18 protein-coding genes and 1 pseudogene are annotated in these 21,673 nt (G+C 64.5%); 14 read left to right on the plus strand and 5 right to left on the minus strand.

All coding sequences use genetic code 11. The features are described 5' to 3' along the window. Positions 1 to 135: 135 nt before the first annotated feature. Together CKJ82_RS06605 and CKJ82_RS06610 are read right to left on the minus strand one after the other, a co-directional pair. Positions 136 to 1,905, minus strand: coding sequence for a pyruvate dehydrogenase (locus tag CKJ82_RS06605; protein WP_095536064.1), 1,770 nt, complete (start codon positions 1,903 to 1,905; stop codon positions 136 to 138). Between the two features lie 48 nt (positions 1,906 to 1,953). After that, a complete protein-coding gene (locus tag CKJ82_RS06610) occupies positions 1,954 to 3,117 on the minus strand; it encodes an alpha/beta hydrolase (RefSeq protein ID WP_095537511.1) in 1,164 nt (387 codons plus the stop codon). A gap of 321 nt (positions 3,118 to 3,438) precedes the next feature. Between CKJ82_RS06610 and CKJ82_RS06615 the strand changes: the two genes are divergently transcribed. Both CKJ82_RS06615 and CKJ82_RS06620 read left to right on the plus strand, forming a co-directional pair. After that, positions 3,439 to 4,269 (plus strand): carbon-nitrogen hydrolase family protein, encoded by an 831-nt coding sequence (locus CKJ82_RS06615; RefSeq protein WP_095537545.1) that lies wholly within the window; start codon positions 3,439 to 3,441, stop codon positions 4,267 to 4,269. A gap of 414 nt (positions 4,270 to 4,683) precedes the next feature. Beyond that, positions 4,684 to 5,841, plus strand: coding sequence for an HNH endonuclease signature motif containing protein (locus CKJ82_RS06620; protein ID WP_165765398.1), 1,158 nt, complete (start codon positions 4,684 to 4,686; stop codon positions 5,839 to 5,841). Here the strand turns inward: CKJ82_RS06620 and CKJ82_RS06625 are convergent. Next, a complete protein-coding gene (locus CKJ82_RS06625; protein ID WP_133064035.1) occupies positions 5,838 to 7,046 on the minus strand; it encodes a ferredoxin reductase domain-containing protein in 1,209 nt (402 codons plus the stop codon). The genes CKJ82_RS06620 and CKJ82_RS06625 overlap by 4 nt on opposite strands. 52 nt (positions 7,047 to 7,098) lie before the next feature. Between CKJ82_RS06625 and CKJ82_RS06630 the strand changes: the two genes are divergently transcribed. The 5 genes from CKJ82_RS06630 (at position 7,099) to panC (ending at position 13,805) form a co-directional block, all read left to right on the plus strand. Beyond that, positions 7,099 to 8,424: a sodium/glutamate symporter gene (locus tag CKJ82_RS06630; protein ID WP_095537514.1), complete on the plus strand. Its 1,326-nt coding sequence runs from the start codon at positions 7,099 to 7,101 to the stop codon at positions 8,422 to 8,424. A 119-nt stretch (positions 8,425 to 8,543) separates the two neighbouring features. Then, complete coding sequence (gene clpB, locus CKJ82_RS06635) at positions 8,544 to 11,099, plus strand: ATP-dependent chaperone ClpB (protein WP_095537546.1); 2,556 nt, start codon at positions 8,544 to 8,546, stop codon at positions 11,097 to 11,099. Between the two features lie 243 nt (positions 11,100 to 11,342). Beyond that, positions 11,343 to 12,485 carry an ImmA/IrrE family metallo-endopeptidase gene (locus CKJ82_RS06640; RefSeq protein WP_240510715.1) on the plus strand — a complete coding sequence of 381 codons (1,143 nt, stop codon included), beginning with the start codon at positions 11,343 to 11,345 and terminating at the stop codon, positions 12,483 to 12,485. Continuing rightward, positions 12,485 to 12,979, plus strand: coding sequence for a DUF4411 family protein (locus CKJ82_RS06645; protein ID WP_095537516.1), 495 nt, complete (start codon positions 12,485 to 12,487; stop codon positions 12,977 to 12,979). Before CKJ82_RS06640 ends, CKJ82_RS06645 begins: the two co-directional genes overlap by 1 nt. A 28-nt stretch (positions 12,980 to 13,007) precedes the next feature. After that, positions 13,008 to 13,805: a pantoate--beta-alanine ligase gene (panC, locus tag CKJ82_RS06650; RefSeq protein ID WP_095537517.1), complete on the plus strand. Its 798-nt coding sequence runs from the start codon at positions 13,008 to 13,010 to the stop codon at positions 13,803 to 13,805. Between the two features lie 3 nt (positions 13,806 to 13,808). Here the strand turns inward: panC and CKJ82_RS06655 are convergent. After that, a pseudogene (locus tag CKJ82_RS06655) lies at positions 13,809 to 14,102 on the minus strand (3-methyl-2-oxobutanoate hydroxymethyltransferase); the annotation flags it as partial. 184 nt (positions 14,103 to 14,286) lie between these two features. Beyond that, positions 14,287 to 15,318, minus strand: a complete 1,032-nt coding sequence (adhP, locus tag CKJ82_RS06660) for an alcohol dehydrogenase AdhP (RefSeq protein ID WP_095537519.1) — start codon at positions 15,316 to 15,318, stop codon at positions 14,287 to 14,289. A 146-nt stretch (positions 15,319 to 15,464) separates the two neighbouring features. Between adhP and CKJ82_RS06665 the strand changes: the two genes are divergently transcribed. The 7 genes from CKJ82_RS06665 to fbaA all read left to right on the plus strand — a co-directional run bounded on the left by CKJ82_RS06665 (position 15,465) and on the right by fbaA (position 21,663). Beyond that, positions 15,465 to 15,878, plus strand: a complete 414-nt coding sequence (locus tag CKJ82_RS06665) for a DUF4265 domain-containing protein (RefSeq protein WP_095536075.1) — start codon at positions 15,465 to 15,467, stop codon at positions 15,876 to 15,878. A 48-nt stretch (positions 15,879 to 15,926) separates the two neighbouring features. Continuing rightward, positions 15,927 to 16,769, plus strand: coding sequence for a sulfurtransferase (locus tag CKJ82_RS06670; RefSeq protein ID WP_095537520.1), 843 nt, complete (start codon positions 15,927 to 15,929; stop codon positions 16,767 to 16,769). A gap of 58 nt (positions 16,770 to 16,827) precedes the next feature. Further along, positions 16,828 to 18,084: a TtfA family protein gene (locus CKJ82_RS11805; protein ID WP_165765399.1), complete on the plus strand. Its 1,257-nt coding sequence runs from the start codon at positions 16,828 to 16,830 to the stop codon at positions 18,082 to 18,084. After that, complete coding sequence (pyrE, locus tag CKJ82_RS06685; RefSeq protein WP_095536078.1) at positions 18,077 to 18,610, plus strand: orotate phosphoribosyltransferase; 534 nt, start codon at positions 18,077 to 18,079, stop codon at positions 18,608 to 18,610. The genes CKJ82_RS11805 and pyrE overlap by 8 nt, the downstream gene beginning before the upstream one ends. Beyond that, the gene (locus tag CKJ82_RS06690; RefSeq protein WP_095537522.1) at positions 18,603 to 19,280 is read left to right on the plus strand and encodes a TrmH family RNA methyltransferase; all 678 of its coding nucleotides are present in this window, start codon (positions 18,603 to 18,605) and stop codon (positions 19,278 to 19,280) included. The genes pyrE and CKJ82_RS06690 overlap by 8 nt, the downstream gene beginning before the upstream one ends. A gap of 104 nt (positions 19,281 to 19,384) precedes the next feature. Then, a complete protein-coding gene (locus CKJ82_RS06695; protein WP_240510716.1) occupies positions 19,385 to 20,575 on the plus strand; it encodes a glycoside hydrolase family 76 protein in 1,191 nt (396 codons plus the stop codon). A gap of 53 nt (positions 20,576 to 20,628) precedes the next feature. Next, complete coding sequence (gene fbaA / locus CKJ82_RS06700; RefSeq protein WP_095537523.1) at positions 20,629 to 21,663, plus strand: class II fructose-bisphosphate aldolase; 1,035 nt, start codon at positions 20,629 to 20,631, stop codon at positions 21,661 to 21,663. The last annotated feature ends 10 nt before the right edge of the window (positions 21,664 to 21,673 follow it).

The following is a 21,673-nucleotide window of genomic DNA, read 5'->3' on the forward strand; positions in this document are numbered from 1 at the left end:
CACCTCCAGTGAAAGGAGAGGGCGGGGTGTTTTGCGTTCGCGCGAGTCGCTCGAGAGCAGTGCTTCCGCGCGCGTAGAACACGATGAGCGCGGGCGCGTTATGTGCTGCTGAAACTCGAAGCTGGAAGCGCCGGACTAGCCGCCGAACTCGATGGCCGCTGCGCCGCCGATGTGGCGCAGGTTGGACTTGGCCAGGTCAAACAGTCGGCCGACGCCGCCCTCGAGGAAGGCGGTGCGGGCGCCGGACTTGGTGAAGCCCTTCATCATGTCCCAGGTGATCCCCGGCGGCAGGGAGAGCGCGTTCGGGTCCGTGACAATGTCAACGAGGGCCGGGCCGTCGTACTCCAGGGCCTCCTTGATCACCGGCTTGAGGTCGTCCGGGTCCTCCACACGGAAGGACTTGATGCCAACGCCCTTGGCAATCTCGGCGTAGTTGGCTTCCTCGTGGTCGGTGCCGAAGTACGGCATGCCCTGAACCATCATCTCGAGCTTGACCATGCCGAGGGAGGAGTTGTTGAAGCACATGACCTTCACCGGCAGCTGGTGCAGCTTGATGGTGAGCAGCTCGCCCATGAGCATGCCCAGGCCGCCGTCGCCGGACCAGGAGATGACCTGGCGGTCCGGGAAGGCTGCCTGCACGCCGATGGCCATCGGCAGTGCGTTGGCCATGGTGCCGTGGAGGAAGGACGCGGCCTCGTCGCGCTTGCCATTCGGGGTGAGGTAGCGCGAGGACCAGACGTTGCACATGCCGGTGTCGACGGTGAAGTAGGCGTCGTCGTCAGCCAGCTCGTCCAGCACGGAGGCCGCCAGCTCCGGGTGGATCGGCTTCGTGGACTCGGCTGCCTTCTTGGTGTAGTTGTTCACCACGTGCTCGAGCAGCTGGTAGTGGCGCTTGAGCATCTTGTCCAGGAACTTGCGGTCCTTGTTCTCCTCGATGTGCGGGAGAATGTTTTCAATGACGCTCTTCACGTCACCGACGACCGGGTAGTCGACCTTGGTGCGGCGGCCGATGTGGCTGCCGTCGATGTCAATCTGCGCGACGTTCTCGTCCGGCAGCCAGTCGGAGTACGGGAAGTCGGTGCCGACCATGATGAACAGGTCGGACTCGTCCATGGCGTCCAGGCACGCGCCGTAACCGAGCAGACCGGACATGCCGACGTCGTACGGGTTGTCGTGCTCGAAGTACATCTTGCCGCGGAAGGAGTGGCCGATCGGCGCCTTGATCTTCTCCGCCAGGGCGAAGACTTCATCGCGGGCGTCACGAGCGCCCCAGCCGGCGAAGATGGTGACCTTCTCGGCGTTGTTGATGGCCTCGACGAGGCGAGCGGCCTCGTGCGGATCCGGGAACACGCGCTTCTTCGCGCCGGTGGCGTAGACGGAGTCCGCGGTGTGCGGGCCGTCGGTGACGTCGGCGGCGAAGACGTCGCCGGGCACGACCATCACGGACACGCCGTTGCCGGCCAGGGTGTTCTGTACAGCGTTGTGGAACACGCGCATGCCCTGGTCCGGGTTGTGGACGACCTCGCAGTAGGAGGAGCACTCCTGGAAGAGCAGCTCGGGGTGGGTCTCCTGGAAGAAGGAGGAGCCGATCTCCATGGTCGGGATGTGGGAAGCGATTGCCAGGACCTTGGAGCCGTTGCGGTGCGACTCGTACAGGCCCTGCACGAAGTGGGTGTTGCCTGGACCGCAGGATGCGCCGCACACGGCGAGCTCATCGGCTGCGAGCGAGTCAGCGCCAGCGGCGAATGCGGCGGCCTCCTCGTTGCGGACGTGAACCCATTCGATGTCGCTCTGGCGCACTGCATCCGATAGTGGATTCAGCGAGTCGCCGACCAGCCCGTAGATGCGCTTGATGCCGAGTTCTTCGAGCCTAGCTACGACGTTTTCTGCAAAATTTTGTGCCATGGATTCCCTCCTATTGGGTGATGAATCACTAAACGCAAAACATGATACCTAAAAACGCCCATATTGTCCGCCTTCTTGTGCTAGGGCGGACAGGAACGCCGGATCTGTGAAATAGTCCGTATGGCTCCCGGTCACGCCCTCGATAGGGGTGGCGCCATAGCTTGGCGACGACGGCGAGGCCCCCAGCGCAGCATCCGGCCCCGACCGCAAGGTGAGGATGATGTCGTCCGGCGAGTCCACGACGAACACGGTGGAGTCCGGCCCCGCGAGTGCCAAATCGTCCACGCTGTTGCCAGCGACCCCGGCGCTGCCGAGGAGCCACAGGTCGTCGACAAGCAATCCATGCTCGGCGGCGGCAAGTGTGGGGACGAGCGTGCCGTAGCTATGCGCGACGATCGTCTTTTGGGCGCTGGGGAAGCGAGATTCGAGGGCGGCTTGGAACTGCGCGAGGTTGTCCGCGCCGCGCACGGCGTTGATCTGCGCGCCCGCGTCGGGGATGTTGGCGGGCGGGCCGTAGCCCTGCCAGACGACGACGGACGCGCCGGTGCGCGCGGCGATGCGTTGTGCCTTGTCGAGCTCGCCGCCCAAGTCCTCCGGCTTGCCGGTGTGCGTGCCGGCGACCATGGTGATCACCCGCTCGGGTGCGACGGTGTTACCAATCATCACGGTGGTGCTCGCCGGACCGGCTTCCAAGATGGTGCCGCCGCTGGCTTCGACGGTCTGCAGTGTCGCGGCGGGGACGGTCGCGGCGTGCCGCGCGTGGACCTGCTCGAGTGAGTCGTCGGGGTGGGCAAAAAGTCCGTCAATAGTATGGAGCGGCACGTTCGTGCGCAGCGCATCCGCGGTTTCGCGGTCGAGCGCCTGGGATCGGCGGTTGAGCCACTGGATGAGTTGGTGGTGCCCCGCCCGAATCGCCACCTCCGCCACCGCGTCCAAGCAGGCGTGTGCCAACGCGGCAACCTGCAGAATTGCACGAACCCGCTCGAGGTCCGCCCGTTGCGTTTCCAGCTCGGCCGCGTACGCGTTGAGGGTCGCATTCGATGCGTTCGCCGCAGGGCCTTCGAAGCCGGATCGAACCAAAGCTTCGCTGGCCTGGCGCGCATTGAGCAGTTGCCTCTCGACGCCACACAGCTCCTCCCGCACCTCATCCGCCGCCCGGCGCAACTCGTCGGGGAAGAGTGTGGGCTGGTAGACGGCGCTATCGGTGCGCATCGAGCCTCCCTGCGATGGTGCTGTCGAGGTTGCAGACGCGGTCGGCGAAGCGGGCAACCTGGTCGAGGTGTGTGTGGATCCCGCCGGTGGTGTGCTGCATGGCTAACGTGTGGTGCGAACAGACTGAGGATAATGCGGTTGCGGTGGATGAGGGGGAAAGGTGTGGGTCATAATGAGTGAGGTCCGGCGGGGTGTGAGCGCGGGCGGTGGAAGCTGTGGATTGCGTAAGGTGTAAAAAGTTCATGGTGTAACCCTATACAACCGTAACCAACGAATCAATGGGTGCGGCAAACAAATTTGAAAATGTTTAGCATTGGGTGCATGAAACTTGCTTGCATTCAAACCACCACCGGCCCTGACGTGCGCGAAAACCTGGCCAAGGTGTCGCCGCTCATTCGAAACGCGGCGGAGCAGGGGGCGAGCCTGATTGTGTTGCCGGAAGCGACGAGCCAGGCCTTCGGGCAGGGGCGCTTGGATGTGCAGGCTGAGGGGCTGGATGGTGAGTTCGCCACCGCACTCCGGCAGCTCGCGGCGGACGCTGGGGTAACCATTGTGGCGGGGATGTTTCGGCCCGCGGATTCCCGCGAGGTGAACGGGAAGACGATCAATCGGGTTTACAACACGGCGCTCATTACGGGTGCAGGCGTGCACCTGGGTTACGACAAGATTCATACCTACGACGCGTTCGACTATCGCGAATCTGACACCGTCAAAGCGGGGGAGCGGCTCGTGACTTTCGAGTGCGATGGCGTACGCGTAGGGGTAGCTATCTGCTTTGATATTCGTTTCCCGGAGCAGTTCCGCGAGCTGGCCCGCCGCGGCGCCGAGGTGATCGTCGTACCAACGAGCTGGGCGGATGGGGGCGGCAAGCTCGAGCAGTGGCGCTTGCTCACCCGTGCGCGCGCACTTGATTCGGGCGTATTCCTTGCAGCAGCGGGACAGGCCCGTCCCGACTTCGAGCGAGAGGCTGGGCAGGAGTCGGGGCCGACCGGGATCGGGCACTCGGTGGTCGTCGCGCCGGATGGCGTCGTGGTTGAGGAGACGGGATACGGACCGGAAATTCTCGTCGCGGACATTGATCTCGATGCCGTTGGCGCAACCCGCCGCGCGCTTCCGGTGGTGGATATTGAGGCATCGACGCGAATGTCGTAGAGCCCGCCGTCTGAGAAAAGTCCGCAATGCGGACTCCGTTCAGTCACGTTGGAATGGGTGTGCGCGAAATCGATGTTGTTCGAACGTAGAATGCTGAGAAAAGTCCGCAATGCGGACTTCCTTCAGTCGTTGGTTACCGCGACTCAACGCGCTAGCGAACGTCAACGTTGTTAACGTACTTAACTTGATGAAAGGGCAGGTCAGGTCGATGTTCGGTGGGGGTGCTATCTTCATTGCCAACACCCCGACAACCCATGAACGGAGCCACGCATCATGACCGAATCACCAAAGCATCCCAGTCCTGAAAATATCGAAAATGCTATCGCTGATGATGGTGCTGTCGAACAGGATCCACCTACTGGCTCCTGCGCAATCACGCAATTAGCAGACCGGATTGCATCGACCTTCGGGCGAATGACTCGGCAGAAGGCGGCGCTACTGCGCGACATCGGCATCTTTGACAAGCTGCGACTCGCGCGTCGCCTCGGCGCAACAACGACGGCTCAGTGGCTCATTCGGCGGCTAGGTATTTCAAAATCCACCGCGCACGAATACGTCTCCATCGCGCGTGATCTCATGTGCTACTCGCTCCTCGCGGAGGCGTTCAACGAGGGAGACGTGAACTACTCCAAAGTGCGGCTACTCCTGCCGTATCTCAAGCACAATGATGAGGCCGAGCTCGTCGAGTTGGCCATCAAGCTCGGCTACCACGAGCTTGAAGCCGAGCTCGCGTGGCGCCAGCGTGAGGGCGAGGAGGGAGAGAGCAAACCCTCCTCGTATGTCCGCATTGCGGAGCGGAAGAACGGCAGATTCGGGTTGTGGGCGGACCTCAGCCCGCTGGAAGGCGCGAAGGTCGCCGCGGCCCTCAAGATCGGCGAACTGTCCTACTACGACGTCGACCTCGCGGAGGTGGTGGAACAGGACGGCGTCGACGAGGCCCTGAAGGAGATGACCAACCAATCCGGCTTCGGCCTGCCGGTGGGGAAAGCCATGCTCGCGGCGTTTATGGGCATGGTGAATGTGGTGCGCAGCAAGCCGAAGAACCCACTGCGCGCGCCGGGAGCGCACGTGAATATCGTGACGACGACGGATGGGCGGGCCTATATGCCGAATGGGGTGGGAGAGGCGTCGATAAGCATTGCCCACGCCGTGTCGAACGCCATCGTGCGGGTGAACGAGGTGAATGACCAGGGGCTGATCATCAACACGTCGAAGTCGGCGCGGCTTGCCAGCGACGCCCAGCTCAACGCGCTCATGACAATGTGGGGTAGCGAATGCGCGGTGCCGGGGTGCACCCATACCAGGTTCATCGAGATTCACCACGTGGAGGACTGGGCGCTGGGCGGCGAAACGACGATGGAAAACCTGTTGCCGCTGTGCTCTGCGTGTCATTCGCTGGTGACGGAGGGGCACACGCGGATTATCAAAGACGCCGACGACGTGCACTTCGTCTTCCCGGACGGCACGCGGTTTATCTCGCCCTCGTACCAGCGGCCGTACCGCGACGACAACGCGATGACGATGAGGGAGTACGAGGACCTGTGGATTGAGGAATACGAGAGGCTCGGCTAGTGCTCGTTAAACCAATCGGCTTCCTCGTCCATGGCAACCACGGTCGGTGCTGGCGCGCCAGCTTCCTTCATGGCGTCCGTGATCAGCGTGCAACGGGCGACGCTGCCGCAGACCACGACGTCGCGGCCCCACCAAGTGCCCGTCGCCGATGCGAGCCGTTCGACGCCGATCCACACGCGGCGCAGCCCCTCCACAATCGCGGGCGACTCCGGGTCCTCCGGGTCTATCACCTGCTCCGCAACACAGGTGATGGTGAGCCAATCGTGCACCTCGGAGCTCGAGGTCAGCGAAGCAAACGTGTGCAGGTCATAGAACTCGTCCTCGTGCTCCACGCCGATCATCAGCTCAACCTCGGGGCGCTCGTCGCGCTCCATCAGGTCGAACACCATCGCCTTCGCCGCCGCCAGACCCGTGCCGTCGGCGACAATGAGGAGCCCGTGGTCAGGACGCTTATCGACGCCACGCAGCGGAGCAGTCCCGTAAGCTGCGCCCAGCGTGACGTAGTCGCCCACTTCCACGTCCAACTCCTCGCGGACGTGGAACTCCAGCTGGCCCAGCTCGTTGTACGGCAACGCTGGCGCCAGGTCGTGCCACACGCCCTGGCGGTTCGTCTGCAGCACCGGCACCACTTGCCCGGGCTCGTACGGAATGGGCGTGCTGGTTTCCAGGCGCACGATGCGGGTGCGCGCTGCGGCGGGGGCGCCCTCGAAGGACGAGGCCTCGATGACCGAGGTGACCTGGGCGGCGGAGGCCGCCGGAATGCCCTTTTGGTCAGCCTGCTCGGCCGCGCTGCGCATGACCTCACCGAACTCCTCCAGCGTCCGGGCGACTCGCTCGTCGAGCTCGTGGCCGAGCATGGAAGCGATCAGGTCCTGGTACAGCTTTGCCGCGCGCGGGTACTCGGCGGAGGGAAAGCCGGTCCTGCGCATGTGCAAGGCCCAATCCCGCAGACCCGCCTCGACGGCTGGGTTGAGCGCGGTGGGGTCCACCGACTCGTCGTCCGGCGCGGTGTCGGCGACGCGCAGCAGTGCCTTCCCCGGCACGGACACCATGGAGTGCGTTGCTTCCGTCACGCCGGCCGGGAGAAGACCGGTTGCCTCAGGGAATTCAGCAACGAAGTAGGTCCAGAGTGTGGACCGGGACAGCGATTCGTCGTTAAGCAAAACTTGGGCTGCTTCGCGGGAGGCGGTGCGGAAAGAGCTCATGCGTTACAGGGTAATGTGACATCTAAAACAATGGGAAAGGTAGGTGGCAGCAATGGAATTTACGCCGTACACAATGCTGACTGATATTGGCTGGATCTCGGTGCTTCTGATCATTGGCAACGTACTCCGCAACCGGCTGAAAGTATTACAGGCGTTGCTGCTGCCTGCGCCGATCACGGCGGGGCTGATCGGTCTTGTCCTCGGGCAGGAAGTGCTCGGGGTGATCAACTGGTCTGACAGCGTGGGCACATACACGACACTTTTGATCGCCGTGGTGTTCGCGTCAATGGCGTACTCGATGGAGCTCGGCGGCTCCGTGGCCGCGGGTGCGCGCAACATGTGGGCGTATACGACCTCGATGTTCATGGGGCAGTGGGGTCTGTTCATCCTGCTGGGCCTGTACCTGTTTGCGCCGCTGTTTGGCACGGAGCCCTGGTTCGGCATGATGCTGCCGGTCGGCTTCGTCGGCGGGTTCGGCACCGCGGCGGCGGTCGGTTCCGCGCTGGAGGGGGTCGGGGTGGAAAACGCCTCGTCCATCGGCTTTACGTCCGCGACCGTGGGCACACTGGTGGCCATCGTTGGCGGCGTGATCGTGGCAAACTGGGGCATCCGCAAGGGCAAGGCGGCTGAGCTGAGCGGCGACCTGCCCCGCGAGCTGCGCACTGGCTATATTGACGACGAATCTGAGCGCCCCTCCATCGGCAAGGCGACTACCAACCCGTCCTCCATCGAGCCGCTGGCGCTGCACGGTGGGTTCGTGGTGTTTACCGTGCTCATCGCGTACATGCTGAACCAGCTGGTGAAGTCGCAGTGGGAAAACGTGTCCATCCCCCTGTTCGCGATGGCGTGCGTGGTGGGCCTGATTGGCCGCGGCCTGCTGAAGGCTGTCGGGCGGCCGAACTACCTGGACCGCGACACCATTAGCTCCATCTCCGGCGCAGCCACCGACTACATGATTGCCTTCGGTATCGCGTCGATCGTGCCCGCGGCGCTCGCCGGGTACTGGCAGGCGCTCCTGCTCCTGTTCGTCCTGGGCACCGTGTTCTGTGTGGTGTGGATGCTGTGGGCGGGCCCGCTGTTCTTTGGCACCAACTGGCTCGAGCGTGGCCTGTTCGGCTGGGGTTGGGCGACCGCGGCAGTGGCCACCGGTATCGCACTGCTCAAGATGGTCGACCCGAAGCTGAAGTCCGGCACGCTCAACGAGTACGGCGTGGCGTACGTCGGCTTCGCCCCGTTTGAGATCGGCATGACCATCCTCGCGCCCATCGCGGTGATCGCCGGCTTTGTCACGGGCTTAGGCTGGATCGCCTTCGCGGTGGCCGTGGGCGTGGTGATCCTGTCCTTTGCTTCGAAGTGGGTGCCGGCAAAGCGGGAGTAAACAACAAAACAGGGTTGAGTGGAACAGACTCAACTTCCGGTGCGTTATAGAGAGTGACCCGAGTAAAACGGGAGATAAACGCTACAAAATAGACGCACACGGAAAGGACGATGTTGACCATGGCATCCTTTACCCCCACAACCAAGACGCAGGAGGCCATCCAGCAGGCGCTGCAGAAGGCCTCCGCGGCAGGGAACCCGGATATTCGCCCGGCGCACCTGTTGCAGGCAATCCTCACGCAGGAGGACGGCATCGCCGCCCCCGTCCTCAAAGCGACGGGCGTTGACCCCGCGACGGTGGCGCGCGAGGCGGGCGAGCTGGTCGCCGGTTACCCCAAGGCGGAGGGCCAGAACATGGCCAACCCCAACTTCAACCGCGATGCGCTCAACGCGCTTAATGCGTCGCAAGAGCTCGCCGGGAAGCTTGGCGACGAATACGTGTCCACCGAGGTACTCCTCGCCGGCATCGCCCGCGGTACCGATGAGGCCGCGGAGCTGCTGACCAAGCGCGGCGCTACCTACGATGCGATTAAGGCAGCCTTCCAGTCCGTGCGTGGCAACAAGAAGGTCACCACCGAGGCGCCGGAGGACCAGTTCCAAGCGCTGGAGAAGTACTCCTCCGACCTGACCGCACGCGCCCGCGAGGGCAAGATTGACCCGGTGATCGGCCGCGATTCGGAGATCCGCCGCGTGGTCCAGGTACTGAGCCGCCGCACGAAGAATAACCCGGTCCTGATTGGCGAACCCGGCGTGGGCAAGACCGCGATCGTGGAGGGCCTGGCCCGCCGTATCGTCGCGGGCGACGTCCCGGAGTCGCTGAAGGGCAAGACGCTGATCTCCCTGGACCTGGGGTCTATGGTCGCGGGCGCGAAGTACCGCGGCGAGTTCGAGGAGCGCCTGAAGGCCGTGCTGGACGAGATCACGTCGGCAGACGGCGAGATCATCACCTTTATCGACGAGCTGCACACCATTGTTGGCGCCGGCGCGAGCGGCGAGGGTGCCATGGACGCGGGCAACATGATTAAGCCGATGCTGGCCCGTGGCGAGCTGCGCCTCGTCGGCGCGACCACGCTGAACGAGTACCGCCAGCACATTGAGAAGGACGCTGCTTTGGAGCGCCGCTTCCAGCAGGTGTACGTGGGCGAGCCGACCGTGGAGGACACGATTGGCATCCTGCGCGGCCTGAAGGAGCGCTACGAGGTGCACCACGGCGTGCGCATCCAGGACTCCGCGCTGGTCTCGGCCGCCGAGCTGTCCAACCGCTACATCACCAACCGTTTCCTGCCGGACAAGGCGATCGACCTGGTGGATGAGGCCGGTTCGCGCCTGCGCATGGAGATCGACTCCTCGCCGCAGGAGATCGATGAGCTCGAGCGCGTGGTCCGCCGCCTGGAGATCGAGGAGATCGCGCTGCAGAAGGAGTCGGACGCAGCCTCGCAGCAGCGCCTGGCAGACCTGCGCCAGGAGCTCGCTGACCAGCGTGAAAAGCTGAACGAGCTGAAAACTCGCTGGTCCAACGAGAAGGCGGAGATCGATTCGGTCCAGTCTGCGAAGGAGGAGCTGGAGCGGCTGCGCAACGAGTCCGAGATCGCGGAGCGCGACGGCGACTACGCCAAGGTCTCCGAGCTGCGCTACGGCCGCATCCCCGAGCTGGAGAAGCAGCTCGCGGACGCGGAGGCGAGCGCCAGCGAGACCCAGAAGACGATGCTCACCGAGGAGGTCACCCCGGACGTGATCGCGGAGGTCGTGTCCTCCTGGACCGGCATCCCGGCGGGCAAGATGATGCAGGGCGAGACCGAGAAGCTCCTGCACATGGAGGAGCTGCTGGCTGGGCGCGTGGTCGGCCAGAAGGATGCGGTCAACGCGGTGTCCGACGCTGTGCGCCGCTCGCGCGCAGGCGTGGCTGACCCGAACCGCCCGATCGGTTCCTTCCTCTTCCTCGGCCCCACCGGCGTGGGCAAGACCGAGTTGGCGAAGGCGCTGGCTGAGTTCCTCTTCGACGACGATTCCGCGATGGTCCGCATCGACATGTCCGAGTACGGCGAGAAGCACTCCGTCTCCCGCCTGGTCGGCGCCCCTCCGGGGTATGTCGGCTACGACGCTGGCGGCCAGCTCACCGAGGCTGTTCGTCGCCGCCCGTACTCGCTCGTGCTTTTCGACGAGGTGGAGAAGGCCCACCAGGACGTCTTTGACATCCTCCTGCAGGTCCTCGACGAGGGCCGCCTCACCGACGGCCAGGGGCGCACGGTGGACTTCCGCAACACGGTGGTCATCCTCACCTCCAACCTGGGCGCGGGCGGCAGCCACGATCAGATCATGGACGCGGTGAAGCACCACTTCAAGCCCGAGTTCATCAACCGTCTCGACGACGTTGTCGTCTTCGACGCTCTGTCGTCCGAGCAGCTCGTCGGCATCGTGGACATCCAGCTCGGCTCGCTGGCGGAGCGTCTCGCTTCCAGGCGCCTCACGCTCAACGTCTCCGACGCCGCGAAGGCATGGCTCGCCGAGCGCGGCTACGACCCGGCCTACGGTGCCCGCCCGCTGCGCCGCCTGATCCAGCAGGCCATCGGCGACCGCCTGGCGAAGGCACTGCTCGCCGGCTACGTCCGCGACGGCGACACCGTCAACGTGGACGTCGCAGAGGGTGGGGAGCACCTCACCGTGGACGCTGCGTAAGCGGCGTAGGCGGCGGGGCCGAGCAGGCCTCCGGGCCGTAGTCCCGCAGTCGTCTATAAGGAGCTAGCTCCATTTGCATGCTGCGCCAGTGCAAAACCGCAGGTCGCGGTTTGGCTGGTCGGCCAAATGGAGCTAGCTCCATTTAGGAGCCTGCGGCCCCTGTGCGGGCGTCAAAGAAACGTATGATGATGCCTACGTAGTCGATCCACAAAGTCGGTGGAGGTGAGTGGAATGGTAGTGAGGGTGGATGTTGCCCCAGAGGTTCTTCGTTGGGCTGTTCGGCGGAGTGGTTGGGATGAGGACACTACTGTTCGTCGTGCTCCGAAGCTTGACTTATGGCTCTCTCAAGAAGAACGCCCCACACTCAAACAATTAAAGAAGTTTGCAAACGCTACGCATACGCCTTTGGGTTTGCTTTTTCTTCCGGAACCGCCGGTAGAGGCGATTCCAATCCCGGATATGAGGACGTTGGGCAACTTTGGGGTTCAGCAACCCTCGGCAGATCTCCTTGACACGATCTACCAGTGTCAGCAGCGTCAAGACTGGTATCGCGAACATGCCTTGATGAACGATTTCGACGAAGTCTCCTTTGTTGGTGCTGCCACGTTGAATTCGCCAGTTGAAAAAGTCGCGAGCCAGATTCGGAACGCGTTAGATTTTGGTCTTGATGCACGCGCCACCTTCCCCAATTGGGAACAGGCTTTGCGTCAGTTGATTGACCGGATCGAGGGAGTCGGCGTCTTGGTCATGGTAAGTGGTGTCGTTGGTTCCGATCCGCACCGGAGACTGGATCCTAGTGAGTTCCGAGGATTTGCTTTAGCGGACTCCCTCGCCCCACTGATCTTTGTCAACGGAGCGGACACCAAAGCAGCCCAAATCTTTACGCTGATTCACGAGCTGGCACACATTTGGTTAGGTGGCAGCGCACTCTCGGAAGCCGCCATGACAGCTAAGGATGGTCCTAAGGCTGAGCTCTGGTGCAACCAAGTCGCTGCAGAGGTGCTTGTGCCGATGCATGCTTTGATTGAGGAATTTCAGGGCGTCGTGAACGTAGAGGAGTTGGAACGCCTTGCTAGGACCTATCGCGTCAGTACGCTGGTGATCCTTAAACGTCTTTATGATGCCAAGGTGCTTCCTTGGAATGAATACACCAAGGCGTATGAAGTAGAGAAGCGGCGTGTCATGTCTTTTTTTGATGCGCGACGCAGCGATGGCGGCGGCAACTATTACTACACCCAGCCACTGCGCCTCAGTCGCAGTTTCTCTCGAGCGGTGATCGCGAGCGCTTTGGAAGGCTCCACTGCGTACCGGGACGCGTACCAGTTGCTTGGTGCGAAAAAACATGCAACGTTTGAGAATCTTGCGGAAGAATTGGGGGTTGCCTGATGTTCCTGATCGACGCCAACATCCTCATTGAGGCGAAGAACCGGTATTACGCTTTCGACCTCGCGCCGGGATTCTGGGATTGGCTCGAAGGCGCGTATCGGCAAGATTTGGTGTGCAGTATCGAAGCCGTCCGGGATGAACTCCTACAGGGCAATGATGGGCTCGCTGAGTGGACGCGTGCAAATCCTGGTTTGTTCAGGGCGATTGATCAGCCAACGACGAAGCACTTCCAGCCGCTTTCTCAGTGGGCTGTTTCAGGAGCGTACCGGGAGGAAGCCATCAACGCTTTTGTAGGAAATCACGCCGATTATCTTCTCGTTGCTTACGCTCGTGAGCATCAACATACGGTCGTAACCCATGAGCGCTCACAACCGCACTCACGGAAAAGGATTCTTATTCCGGATGCCTGTTTGGCTATGGGTGTGGATACAACAGACACATTTGAGATGATGCGCGAGACGGGCGTCACCTTGCACCTGCAGAAATCCCCGTAATTGCTTGGCACGTTCCATAATCATCTACATGACACATCTGGTCCACACCCCTGAGTCCCTCACCGACGCCATCGGCCACGGCCCTGTTTCCCTGGTGCCGACGATGGGGGCGCTGCATGAGGGCCACCTCGCTCTGGTCAAGCAGGCAAAGTCTCTGGGCAACCCGGTGGTGGTGAGCATCTTCGTCAACCCGCTGCAGTTCGCGCCGGGCGAGGACCTGGACGCCTACCCGCGTACGCTCGCCGAGGACGTAGAGAAGCTGGAAGCGGAGGGCGTCGAGGCTGTGTTCGCGCCGAGACCGGAGACGATGTACCCGCACGGCCCGCGCACGACGATCCAGCCGGGCCCGTTGGGTCAGGTGCTGGAGGGCGCGACCCGCCCGACACATTTCGCGGGCGTGCTCACGGTGGTGGCGAAGCTGTTCGCGCTCACAGGAGCTCGCGACGCGTTCTTCGGTGAGAAGGATTACCAGCAGCTCGCGCTGATCCGCCAGATGGTGGAGGACCTGCATCTCCCGGTCCGCGTCCACGGGTGCCCGATTGTGCGCGACGCCGATGGTCTCGCCCTGTCGTCGCGCAACCGCTACCTCAGTGCCGCCGAGCGTGAGGTCGCCCTCACCATCCCCAGGGCAATCGCTACCGGCAGCGTCGATGCCGCTCGCTCGCTTCTCGACGCCACGCCCGACCTCCACCTCGATTACCTCGTCGCCACCAGACCAGACCTCGCCGAGCTCCCGGCCGGCTTTACCGGCGAGGCCCGCCTGCTGGTGGCCGCTAAGGTCGGCTCGACGCGCCTGCTCGACAACGCGCCGATCCAGATTAGCTAACGGCTACGAAAAGGTGTGCTCCTCGGCGGGGAACTCGCCGGTGTGTACCGCGCGCTTGTAGTTGGCGGCAGCAGCCGTGAGGTCGGCGCCGATCGTGCCGAAGCGGCGGACGAAGCGCGCCCGGTGATCGCCTGCGGGCAGATCAGCCATGTCGTGCCAGACCAGAACCTGCGCATCCGTGTCCGGGCCGGCCCCGATGCCGACGGTGGGGATCGGACACTCGCGCGTGATGTTCGCGGCGAGCGCCGCGGGAACCATTTCGAAGACGGCGAGGTCGGCGCCTGCGTCGACGAACGCGCGGGCGGTGGAGTAGTCGTAGGCGGTGAGCATCGCCTACTTCTCACCGGACGCCTTCTTCTGCGCAAGGTCGGCGACCCGGACCTTTTTCGTTGGAGCAAGATAATCAGTCACGGGCTCGAGTCTATTTTGGGTGACGCTTAGTTCCGGCTGAAGCCCCGAAGGGCCTTAGCCAGCGGCGCACCTAGTACTTAATCGCCATGCGCCCGTCGATCTTGCCCTGGCGCATGCGCTCGAAGACATCGTTGACGTCGTCAAGCTCGCAGGCGGTCACATGCGGCGCCACCTTGCCGCGCGCGTAGAAGTCCAGCGCCTCCGCCATGTCCTGGCGGGTGCCCACGAGGGAGCCGTGGATGGTGATGCCGCGCAGCACGATGTCGAAGATGGGGGCGGGGAAATCTCCCGGCGGCAGGCCGTTGAAGACGATGGTGCCGTCGGAGCGGCACATACCGATGGCCTGGCCGAACGCGTCCGGGTGGACGGCGGTGACCACGATCCCGTGCGCGCCACCTTCGGTGTATGCCTGCACCGCTTCGGCGGGGTCTTGCTCCTTCGCGTTGACCGCAAACTCTGCGCCCAGCTCCTTTGCCAGCTCCAGCTTGTCGTCGGCAATGTCGACAGCGATCACGCGCATGCCCATCGCGGCGGCGTACTGCACTGCAACGTGGCCGAGTCCGCCGATGCCGGAGATCACCACGAACTGGCCGGGCTTGGTCTCAGTGACCTTGAGCGCCTTGTAGACGGTCACACCCGCGCACAGGATTGGCGCGACTTCGACCGGGTCTGCGCCTTCGGGGATGCGTGGTGCGTAGCGGGTGTCTACCAGCATGTACTGGCCGAAGGAGCCGTCGACGGTGTAGCCGCCGTATTCGGCTTTGGCGCAGTAGGTTTCGCGCCCGGTGCGGCAGAATTCGCACTCGCCACAGGACGACCACAGCCAGGCGTTGCCGACCATGTCGCCGACCTGGACGGGATGCTCGCCGGGGCCGAGTTCGACGACTTCGCCGACGCCTTCGTGTCCGGGGACGAACGGCGGCGCGGCTTTCACCGGCCAGTCGCCTTCCGCTGCGTGCAGGTCGGTGTGACAGATGCCAGAGGCGTGCAGCTTCACCAGCGCCTGGAAGGGGCCCGGAGTGGGTAGGTCGATGTCTTCTACGTGCAACTTGGAGCCAAATTCCTTGACCACGGCGGCGCGCATGGAAGTAGCGGTTGTCATGAGGGTCTGCCTCCTCAAGATCGGGGAATGGATGTGACGCGAACCATTGTACGGCTGAATATGTGCCAGGGGTAACGAGGTGCCCCCGGCACCCGCTCGTCCCAAAACGCACTCACGCATTTGACGCGGGCGGTAGGCTCCGAGATATGCAGTATCCAACGAAGATCCTCGCCCGCGTTGCCATGCCGGGTGTGGAAAACGAGCAGTTGGCCGCGCACAGTTTGGGCGGGAACCACTTCGTTGTGGCGAGTGTGCCGTTTGTGGATACGTCCCTGGCGGTCGGCGACATCGTCGAGTGCGTGCGCGTTGGCGGCAACTGGCATGTGGATACCGTGGTGGTCAGGGGTGGGGCGTCGACAATGCGCATCCTGCCCGAGACCCAGCAGCCGCACGAGATTGCGGAGACGCTGCTCGCGTTTGGGTGCCGCGTCGAGCTTGGCCCCGGCGGCATGCTCGCCGCGAGCATCGGCCCGGACTGCCCGCGCGAGGGGATCCGCGAGTGGCTCGACGGGCTCGAGGCGGAGGGTGCGATCCAACAAGCGCCGGGCTACATGGCCTAACGCGCTTACGCGCTGTGTGCCTCGCGTCCCGGCGCTACACTGGCGCCCATGAGCGTATTTGTCTCCGCCGACGACCTTCGGCGACGAATCCAGACCGGCAGGAAGTACACCATCTTGGCGTCTTTGTGGGAACCGCAGGAGGGGAAGGCGCTGTCGAAGTACTTCTCCGAGCATATCCCGACCTCGCAGTTCTGCGATCCGGCTGCGCAGCTCGCAGGCATGCCGGGCAGCCGCGTCGGCCGCAACCCACTGCCCAAGCCGGAAGTGGCGGAGCACGCGATCCACAGCTGGGGCATCGAGGACGGCCGCCCCGTCTTCATCTACGACCAGGGCATTGGCCTCTACGCAGCCCGCGCCTGGTGGATCCTGCGCTGGATGGGCGTCGAGGACGTCCATATCGTCGACGGTGGGTTCGCTGCCTGGGACCGCAACGGCTTCGACTCGCTCGCCGGCCCGGGCAGCCCCGTGGTCAAGCGCAGTAAGGCAGTCCAGCCGGGCAACCTCCCCACCGCCTCCATGCAGGAAGTCCGCGATTTCGAGGGCATGCTTATCGACGCCCGCGGGGCCGACCGCTTCGACGGCCGCAGGGAGATCCTGGACCTCCGCGCCGGCCACATCCCGGGTGCCATCAATCTGCCCGTCTACGAACTCTTTGACAAGGAGTCGCAGACGCTGCTGCCGGAGGACCAGATCCGCGATCGTTTCGCGCAGGTGGGCCTGACCCAGAACACGGACCCTGCGCAGGTCATCGCCTACTCCGGTTCCGGCAACCACTCGGCCCTCCTGCTCGCCGTGATGGAGCACGTGGGTCTGCCGGTGGTCACCCACTACGTCGGCGGCTGGTCGCAGTGGAGCGCTAACAAGACCAATCCGGTGGCCACGGACCTGTAGGCCGCGCCGTCCCCTCAACCGCCCGGATGTTGGGCCGACGCAGTAATATCGTGACGCGATGGCACCTTTACTTTTTGTTCTCGCGTTGATCGCGCTCGCAGCCGGCGGCTACCTCATGTTCGCCGACTCCCGCGATTCCAGCGATCGCGGAAGCGCCGCAGCACCCGCCCCCGCTCCCGCGCACGAGCGCCCCGAACCGGCGGAACCCGCTGAACCGGCCGAGCCAGCGGAGCCGGCCGAGCCCGCCTCGGAGCGCTGGGTTCCGCTCCACGAGGAAGAATCGCGCGAGGAACCCGAGCCCGCGCCGGAGCCCAAGCCGGCGCCAGAGCCAGAACCCGCACCGGAATCGGAGCCCGAGCCCGAGCCCGAGCCCGAACCAGAACCAGAACCAGCGCCTGAACCAGAACCCGCACCGCAGCCCGCGCGCCGGGCGCACCGGAAGTCTGGCCTGCAGTTCCCCGGGGCGTCGAGGCGCGAGCGCCGCGCGTGGGCCGAGGGGCACGGCTTCGACTTTGCCAAGCATTCCGAAGAGCTGGCGGGGGAGTGGCAGCGTGGTGCGGCGTCGGCAGGCGCGGTGCCCAAGGACATCGCCTCTGGCGCGATCTACGGCCACACCGTGCACGTCATGGACCTGGGCGGCGTGACCGTTATCGCGATGGACACCGGCCGCGTCAGCGACGTCGTAGTGGACATGCGCCGCGAAGGCTTCCACGCGGATTCCTCCGCTGACCTGGTGGAAGTGACGCACGCCGAGGGCTTTACGGTGCTGGGCACCCACGCGGGCCCGGTCGAGCGATTCATGGACGTCCGCGTGCGCACGGCGCTGTCCAAGCTGCCGCAGAGCGTCACCGCCGCCTGGTTCGAGTCGGATTGGGTGCTCGCGGAGATGGATCGCGCCTCCGCGGCCGACGAGTGGGACGAGACGCTCGCTCCGCTCGCGCTGCTTGCCGACGCCGCCCGCACCCTCCCACCCGAATCCGCAGAACCCCTCAGCTTCGGCTACCCCACCCGCGACATGCCGGCTCCCGCACCGGCGCTGGTGGAGGAGGCTTCGCCAAGCGCGGAGACCGTGCAGCGGCCGGACGAGCCGCTGGAGATGCCCACCCGCATCACCGGGGCGCGCCGCGGCGACATCGACTACAGCGACCTGGGCGGCGACGAGGTTGCGCCCATCGCGGACGGCCACCCTGCCGACGGTGACGCGCCGGCGGACCTCACTCGGGTGCGTCGCGAGCAGCGGCCGCCGTCCATCTTCGACGACTCGCGCCCTGGCACAGACCCTGAACAGCACATGGAAAGGAACACTGATGAGTGATAAAGCAAGGCTGGCAGAACTGGTCAAGGAACTGGCCGTCGTCCACGGTAAGGTGACGCTGTCCTCCGGCAAGGAGGCCGACTACTACGTGGACCTGCGCCGCGCGACCCTGCACCACGAGGCGTCCCGCCTCATCGGCGCGCAGCTGCGCGAGCTGACCAAGGACCTGGAGTTCGACGCCGTCGGTGGCCTCACCCTGGGCGCGGACCCGGTCGCCACCGCCATCATGCACGCGGACGGGCGCGACATCGACGCCTTCGTGGTGCGCAAGGAGGCGAAGAAGCACGGTATGCAGCGCCGCATTGAGGGCCCGAGCATCGTGGGCAAGAAGGTGCTTGTGGTCGAGGACACGACCACCACTGGCAATTCCCCGCTCACCGCGGTGCAGGCCTGCCGCGAGGAGGGCGCCGAGGTCGTCGCTGTCGCCACCGTGGTGGACCGCGCGACGGGCGCGGACGCCGTGCTCAAGGAAGCCGGCCTTGAGTACCGCTTCCTCCTCGGCCTCGAGGACCTCGGCCTTGCCTGAGCCCGCGGACACGGAGCCCGCGAGGGGGCCCGCGAAGGGGCCCACCGAGTGGAGTGAGGGCCGCCACGGCGTCGGGCCGTGGGAGGGGCCCGTGCCTGACGACGCCCGCCTGGACCCAGAGTTCCTGGCCAATGGTGACCGCCGCAACGTGGTCGACGCCTACCGCTACTGGTCCATGGAGGCGATCGTCGCGGACCTCGACCGCAAGCGGCACCCGTTCCACGTGGCGATCGAGAACTTCGAAAACGACATGAACATCGGCACCGTGGTGCGCACCGCGAACGCCTTCCTGGCTAAGGAGGTGCACATCATTGGCCGCAAGCGCTGGAACCGCCGCGGCGCGATGGTGACGGACCGCTACCAGCACATCCACCACCATGCGACGGTGGAGGACTTTGCCGCGTGGGCGCGCGCGGAGGACATCCCGGTCGTGGCCATCGACAACACCCCCGGATGCGTCCCGCTGGAGACGGCGGAGCTGCCCGAGCGCTGCGTCCTCGTCTTCGGGCAGGAAGGCCCCGGCATTACGGAGGAGACGGCGCACGCGGCCAGCATGACCTGCTCGATTGCGCAGTTTGGCTCGACGCGCTCCATCAACGCGGGCGTGGCCGCGGGGATCGCGATGCACGCGTGGGTGCGGCAGCACGCGGACCTGAGCCAGGCGTGGTAGGTATTCTCCGATTCTTCTGAAACGCTTCTGGGTGCTCTGGCAATATATAGGGAGTACGAGCTAGTCGCGTGTGATGGGAGCAGTAGGTGTCAGAATCCGGGTCAGTGTGGCCGCATCGGGCCGACCTGGCGGAGCAGGCCATTCACAGGCGCCACTCGCAGAAGCTGTGGGGCATGCCCGGCACCAACCTCGCCGTCGTGACCTGGCCGCCGGGAGTGAAGGACCGCCTGTACTGGCACTGGCACTTCTGGTGGCAGGCACACTACATCGACTGCCAGGTTGATGCGGCGCTGCGCCAGCCGTCGCTGGAGCGCCGCCACCGCCTGCAGGACACGCTGCGCGCGATGGGCGTGCGCTCGGTGTGGCGGCTCACCGCCAACAAGTACTACGACGACAAGGCGTGGCTGGCCCTCGCCTGGAATCGCGCGCTCCAGCTCGACGGCATTCACCGGTCGAAGGCGCTGGACAATCTCGAGTTCGACCTGCTCGAGGGCATCGACCCCGTCACGGGTGTCCTGCCGTGGCGCCGCGCCGAAACCTTCTACAACGTGCCGTCCAACGGCCCGGCAGCGATCCTGTTCGCGCGCACCGGCCGGCTGGACAAGTCGCGGGAGATCCTGGACTGGATCTTTGACAACTTGGTGCGCGAGAACGGCCTGCTTGAGGACGGGATCCGTATGCGCATGCACGGCCCCGAGGTCGTGGAGAAAATCTACACCTACAACCAGGGCACGGTGCTCGGCGCCAGCCTTGAGGTCGCCCTTGCGCTTCGCGACGATGCGGGGCTGGACCACGACGAACCGATCGACTCCTTTGCCAACTCGGAGCGTGCCGACGCCTCCGTGTTCTACATCACGCACATCCGCGCGATCGTGCAGGCCATCGCCCTGCACCTGGCCACCCCGCAGGGCGTGATCATCAGCCCGAAGTACGAGTCGGGCGACGGCGACGGCGGCCTGTTCAAGGGGATCCTCGCCCGCTACCTGGCGGAGGTGGCGGTGCGCCTGCCGCGGGACAGCCGGGAGAACATTGCGACGAGGAAGATCGCCGCGCGGCTGGTCCGCGCTTCGGCGGAATCGCTGTGGCAGCACCGGCTGGAAGTCGATGGCCTGCCCGTGTTTGCCGCGGAGTGGACGGAGGATGCGCTGCTGCCGCATAACTATGGGTTTGGGCCGGCGTCGATAAGCGAGGCCGTGGGCTTAGTGCGTATCGACGAGCGCGATCTCTCCGTGCAACTGTCGGGATGGATGCTGCTCGAGGCGGCCGCGAGAATTTCTCGTGCAACCGGACTGTAAAAGGTGCATACTGGGCTACGTACTACCAAGAGCAACAAGGGAGGACATTCCCCATGCCAATCGCAACCCCCGAGATCTACAACCAGATGCTGGACGGTGCCAAGAAGGGCGGGTACGCATTCCCGGCCATTAACTGCACCTCCTCCGAGACCATCAACGCAGCCATCAAGGGTTTTGCCGAGGCTGAGTCCGACGGCATCATCCAGTTCTCCACCGGCGGTGCTGAGTTCGGCTCCGGTCTGGGCGTGAAGAACAAGGTCGCGGGTGCGCAGGCGCTGGCAGCATTCGCACACGAGATTGCGAAGCACTACGACGTGAACATCGCGCTGCACACTGACCACTGCCAGAAGGAAGTGCTGGACGAGTACGTCCGTCCGCTGATTGCCATCTCGCAGGAGCGCGTCGACCGCGGCGAGCTGCCGCTGTTCCAGTCCCACATGTGGGACGGCTCCGCCATCCCGATCGATGAGAACCTGGAGATCGCGCAGGAGCTGCTGGAGAAGGCACACAACGCCAACATCATCCTCGAGGTGGAGATCGGCGTCGTCGGCGGCGAGGAGGACGGCGTGCAGGCAAAGCACGGCGCAAACCTCTACACCTCCCCGGAGGACTTTGAGAAGACCATCGATGCCCTGGGCACCGGCGAGAAGGGCCGCTACCTGCTGGCCGCTACCTTTGGCAACGTCCACGGCGTGTACAAGCCGGGCAACGTCGAGCTGCGCCCCGAGGTCCTGGACGAGGGCCAGAAGGTTGCCGCGAAGAGGCTGGGCCAGGACGCTGGCTCCAAGCCGTTCGACTTCGTCTTCCACGGTGGCTCCGGCTCCGAGAAGGAGAAGATCGAGCAGGCGCTGGGCTACGGCGTTGTGAAGATGAACGTTGACACCGACACCCAGTACGCGTTCACCCGCCCGGTCGCGTCGCACATGTTTGAGAACTACGACGGCGTCCTGAAGATCGACGGCGAGGTGGGTAACAAGAAGGTCTACGACCCGCGCTCCTACATGAAGAAGGCAGAGGCTGCGATGACCCAGCGCGTCATCGAGTCTTGCCAGGACCTGCGCTCCGTGGGCCACACCGTGTCCAAGTAAGGCTTTCGCA

Origin of the sequence: Corynebacterium gottingense (assembly GCF_002285125.1) — a bacterium.
GTDB lineage: Bacteria > Actinomycetota > Actinomycetes > Mycobacteriales > Mycobacteriaceae > Corynebacterium > Corynebacterium gottingense.

Coding starts and splice junctions, on each gene's coding strand:
- CKJ82_RS06645 (WP_095537516.1), top strand. CDS start 12,485: ATGTTCCTGATCGACGCCAACATCCTCATTGAGGCGAAGAACCGGTAT.
- fbaA (WP_095537523.1), top strand. CDS start 20,629: ATGCCAATCGCAACCCCCGAGATCTACAACCAGATGCTGGACGGTGCC.
- adhP (WP_095537519.1), bottom strand. CDS start 15,318: ATGACAACCGCTACTTCCATGCGCGCCGCCGTGGTCAAGGAATTTGGC.
- CKJ82_RS06615 (WP_095537545.1), top strand. CDS start 3,439: ATGAAACTTGCTTGCATTCAAACCACCACCGGCCCTGACGTGCGCGAA.
- CKJ82_RS11805 (WP_165765399.1), top strand. CDS start 16,828: ATGGCACCTTTACTTTTTGTTCTCGCGTTGATCGCGCTCGCAGCCGGC.
- CKJ82_RS06670 (WP_095537520.1), top strand. CDS start 15,927: ATGAGCGTATTTGTCTCCGCCGACGACCTTCGGCGACGAATCCAGACC.
- clpB (WP_095537546.1), top strand. CDS start 8,544: ATGGCATCCTTTACCCCCACAACCAAGACGCAGGAGGCCATCCAGCAG.
- pyrE (WP_095536078.1), top strand. CDS start 18,077: ATGAGTGATAAAGCAAGGCTGGCAGAACTGGTCAAGGAACTGGCCGTC.
- panC (WP_095537517.1), top strand. CDS start 13,008: ATGACACATCTGGTCCACACCCCTGAGTCCCTCACCGACGCCATCGGC.
- CKJ82_RS06605 (WP_095536064.1), bottom strand. CDS start 1,905: ATGGCACAAAATTTTGCAGAAAACGTCGTAGCTAGGCTCGAAGAACTC.
- CKJ82_RS06665 (WP_095536075.1), top strand. CDS start 15,465: ATGCAGTATCCAACGAAGATCCTCGCCCGCGTTGCCATGCCGGGTGTG.
- CKJ82_RS06625 (WP_133064035.1), bottom strand. CDS start 7,046: ATGAGCTCTTTCCGCACCGCCTCCCGCGAAGCAGCCCAAGTTTTGCTT.
- CKJ82_RS06610 (WP_095537511.1), bottom strand. CDS start 3,117: ATGCGCACCGATAGCGCCGTCTACCAGCCCACACTCTTCCCCGACGAG.
- CKJ82_RS06630 (WP_095537514.1), top strand. CDS start 7,099: ATGGAATTTACGCCGTACACAATGCTGACTGATATTGGCTGGATCTCG.
- CKJ82_RS06620 (WP_165765398.1), top strand. CDS start 4,684: ATGACTCGGCAGAAGGCGGCGCTACTGCGCGACATCGGCATCTTTGAC.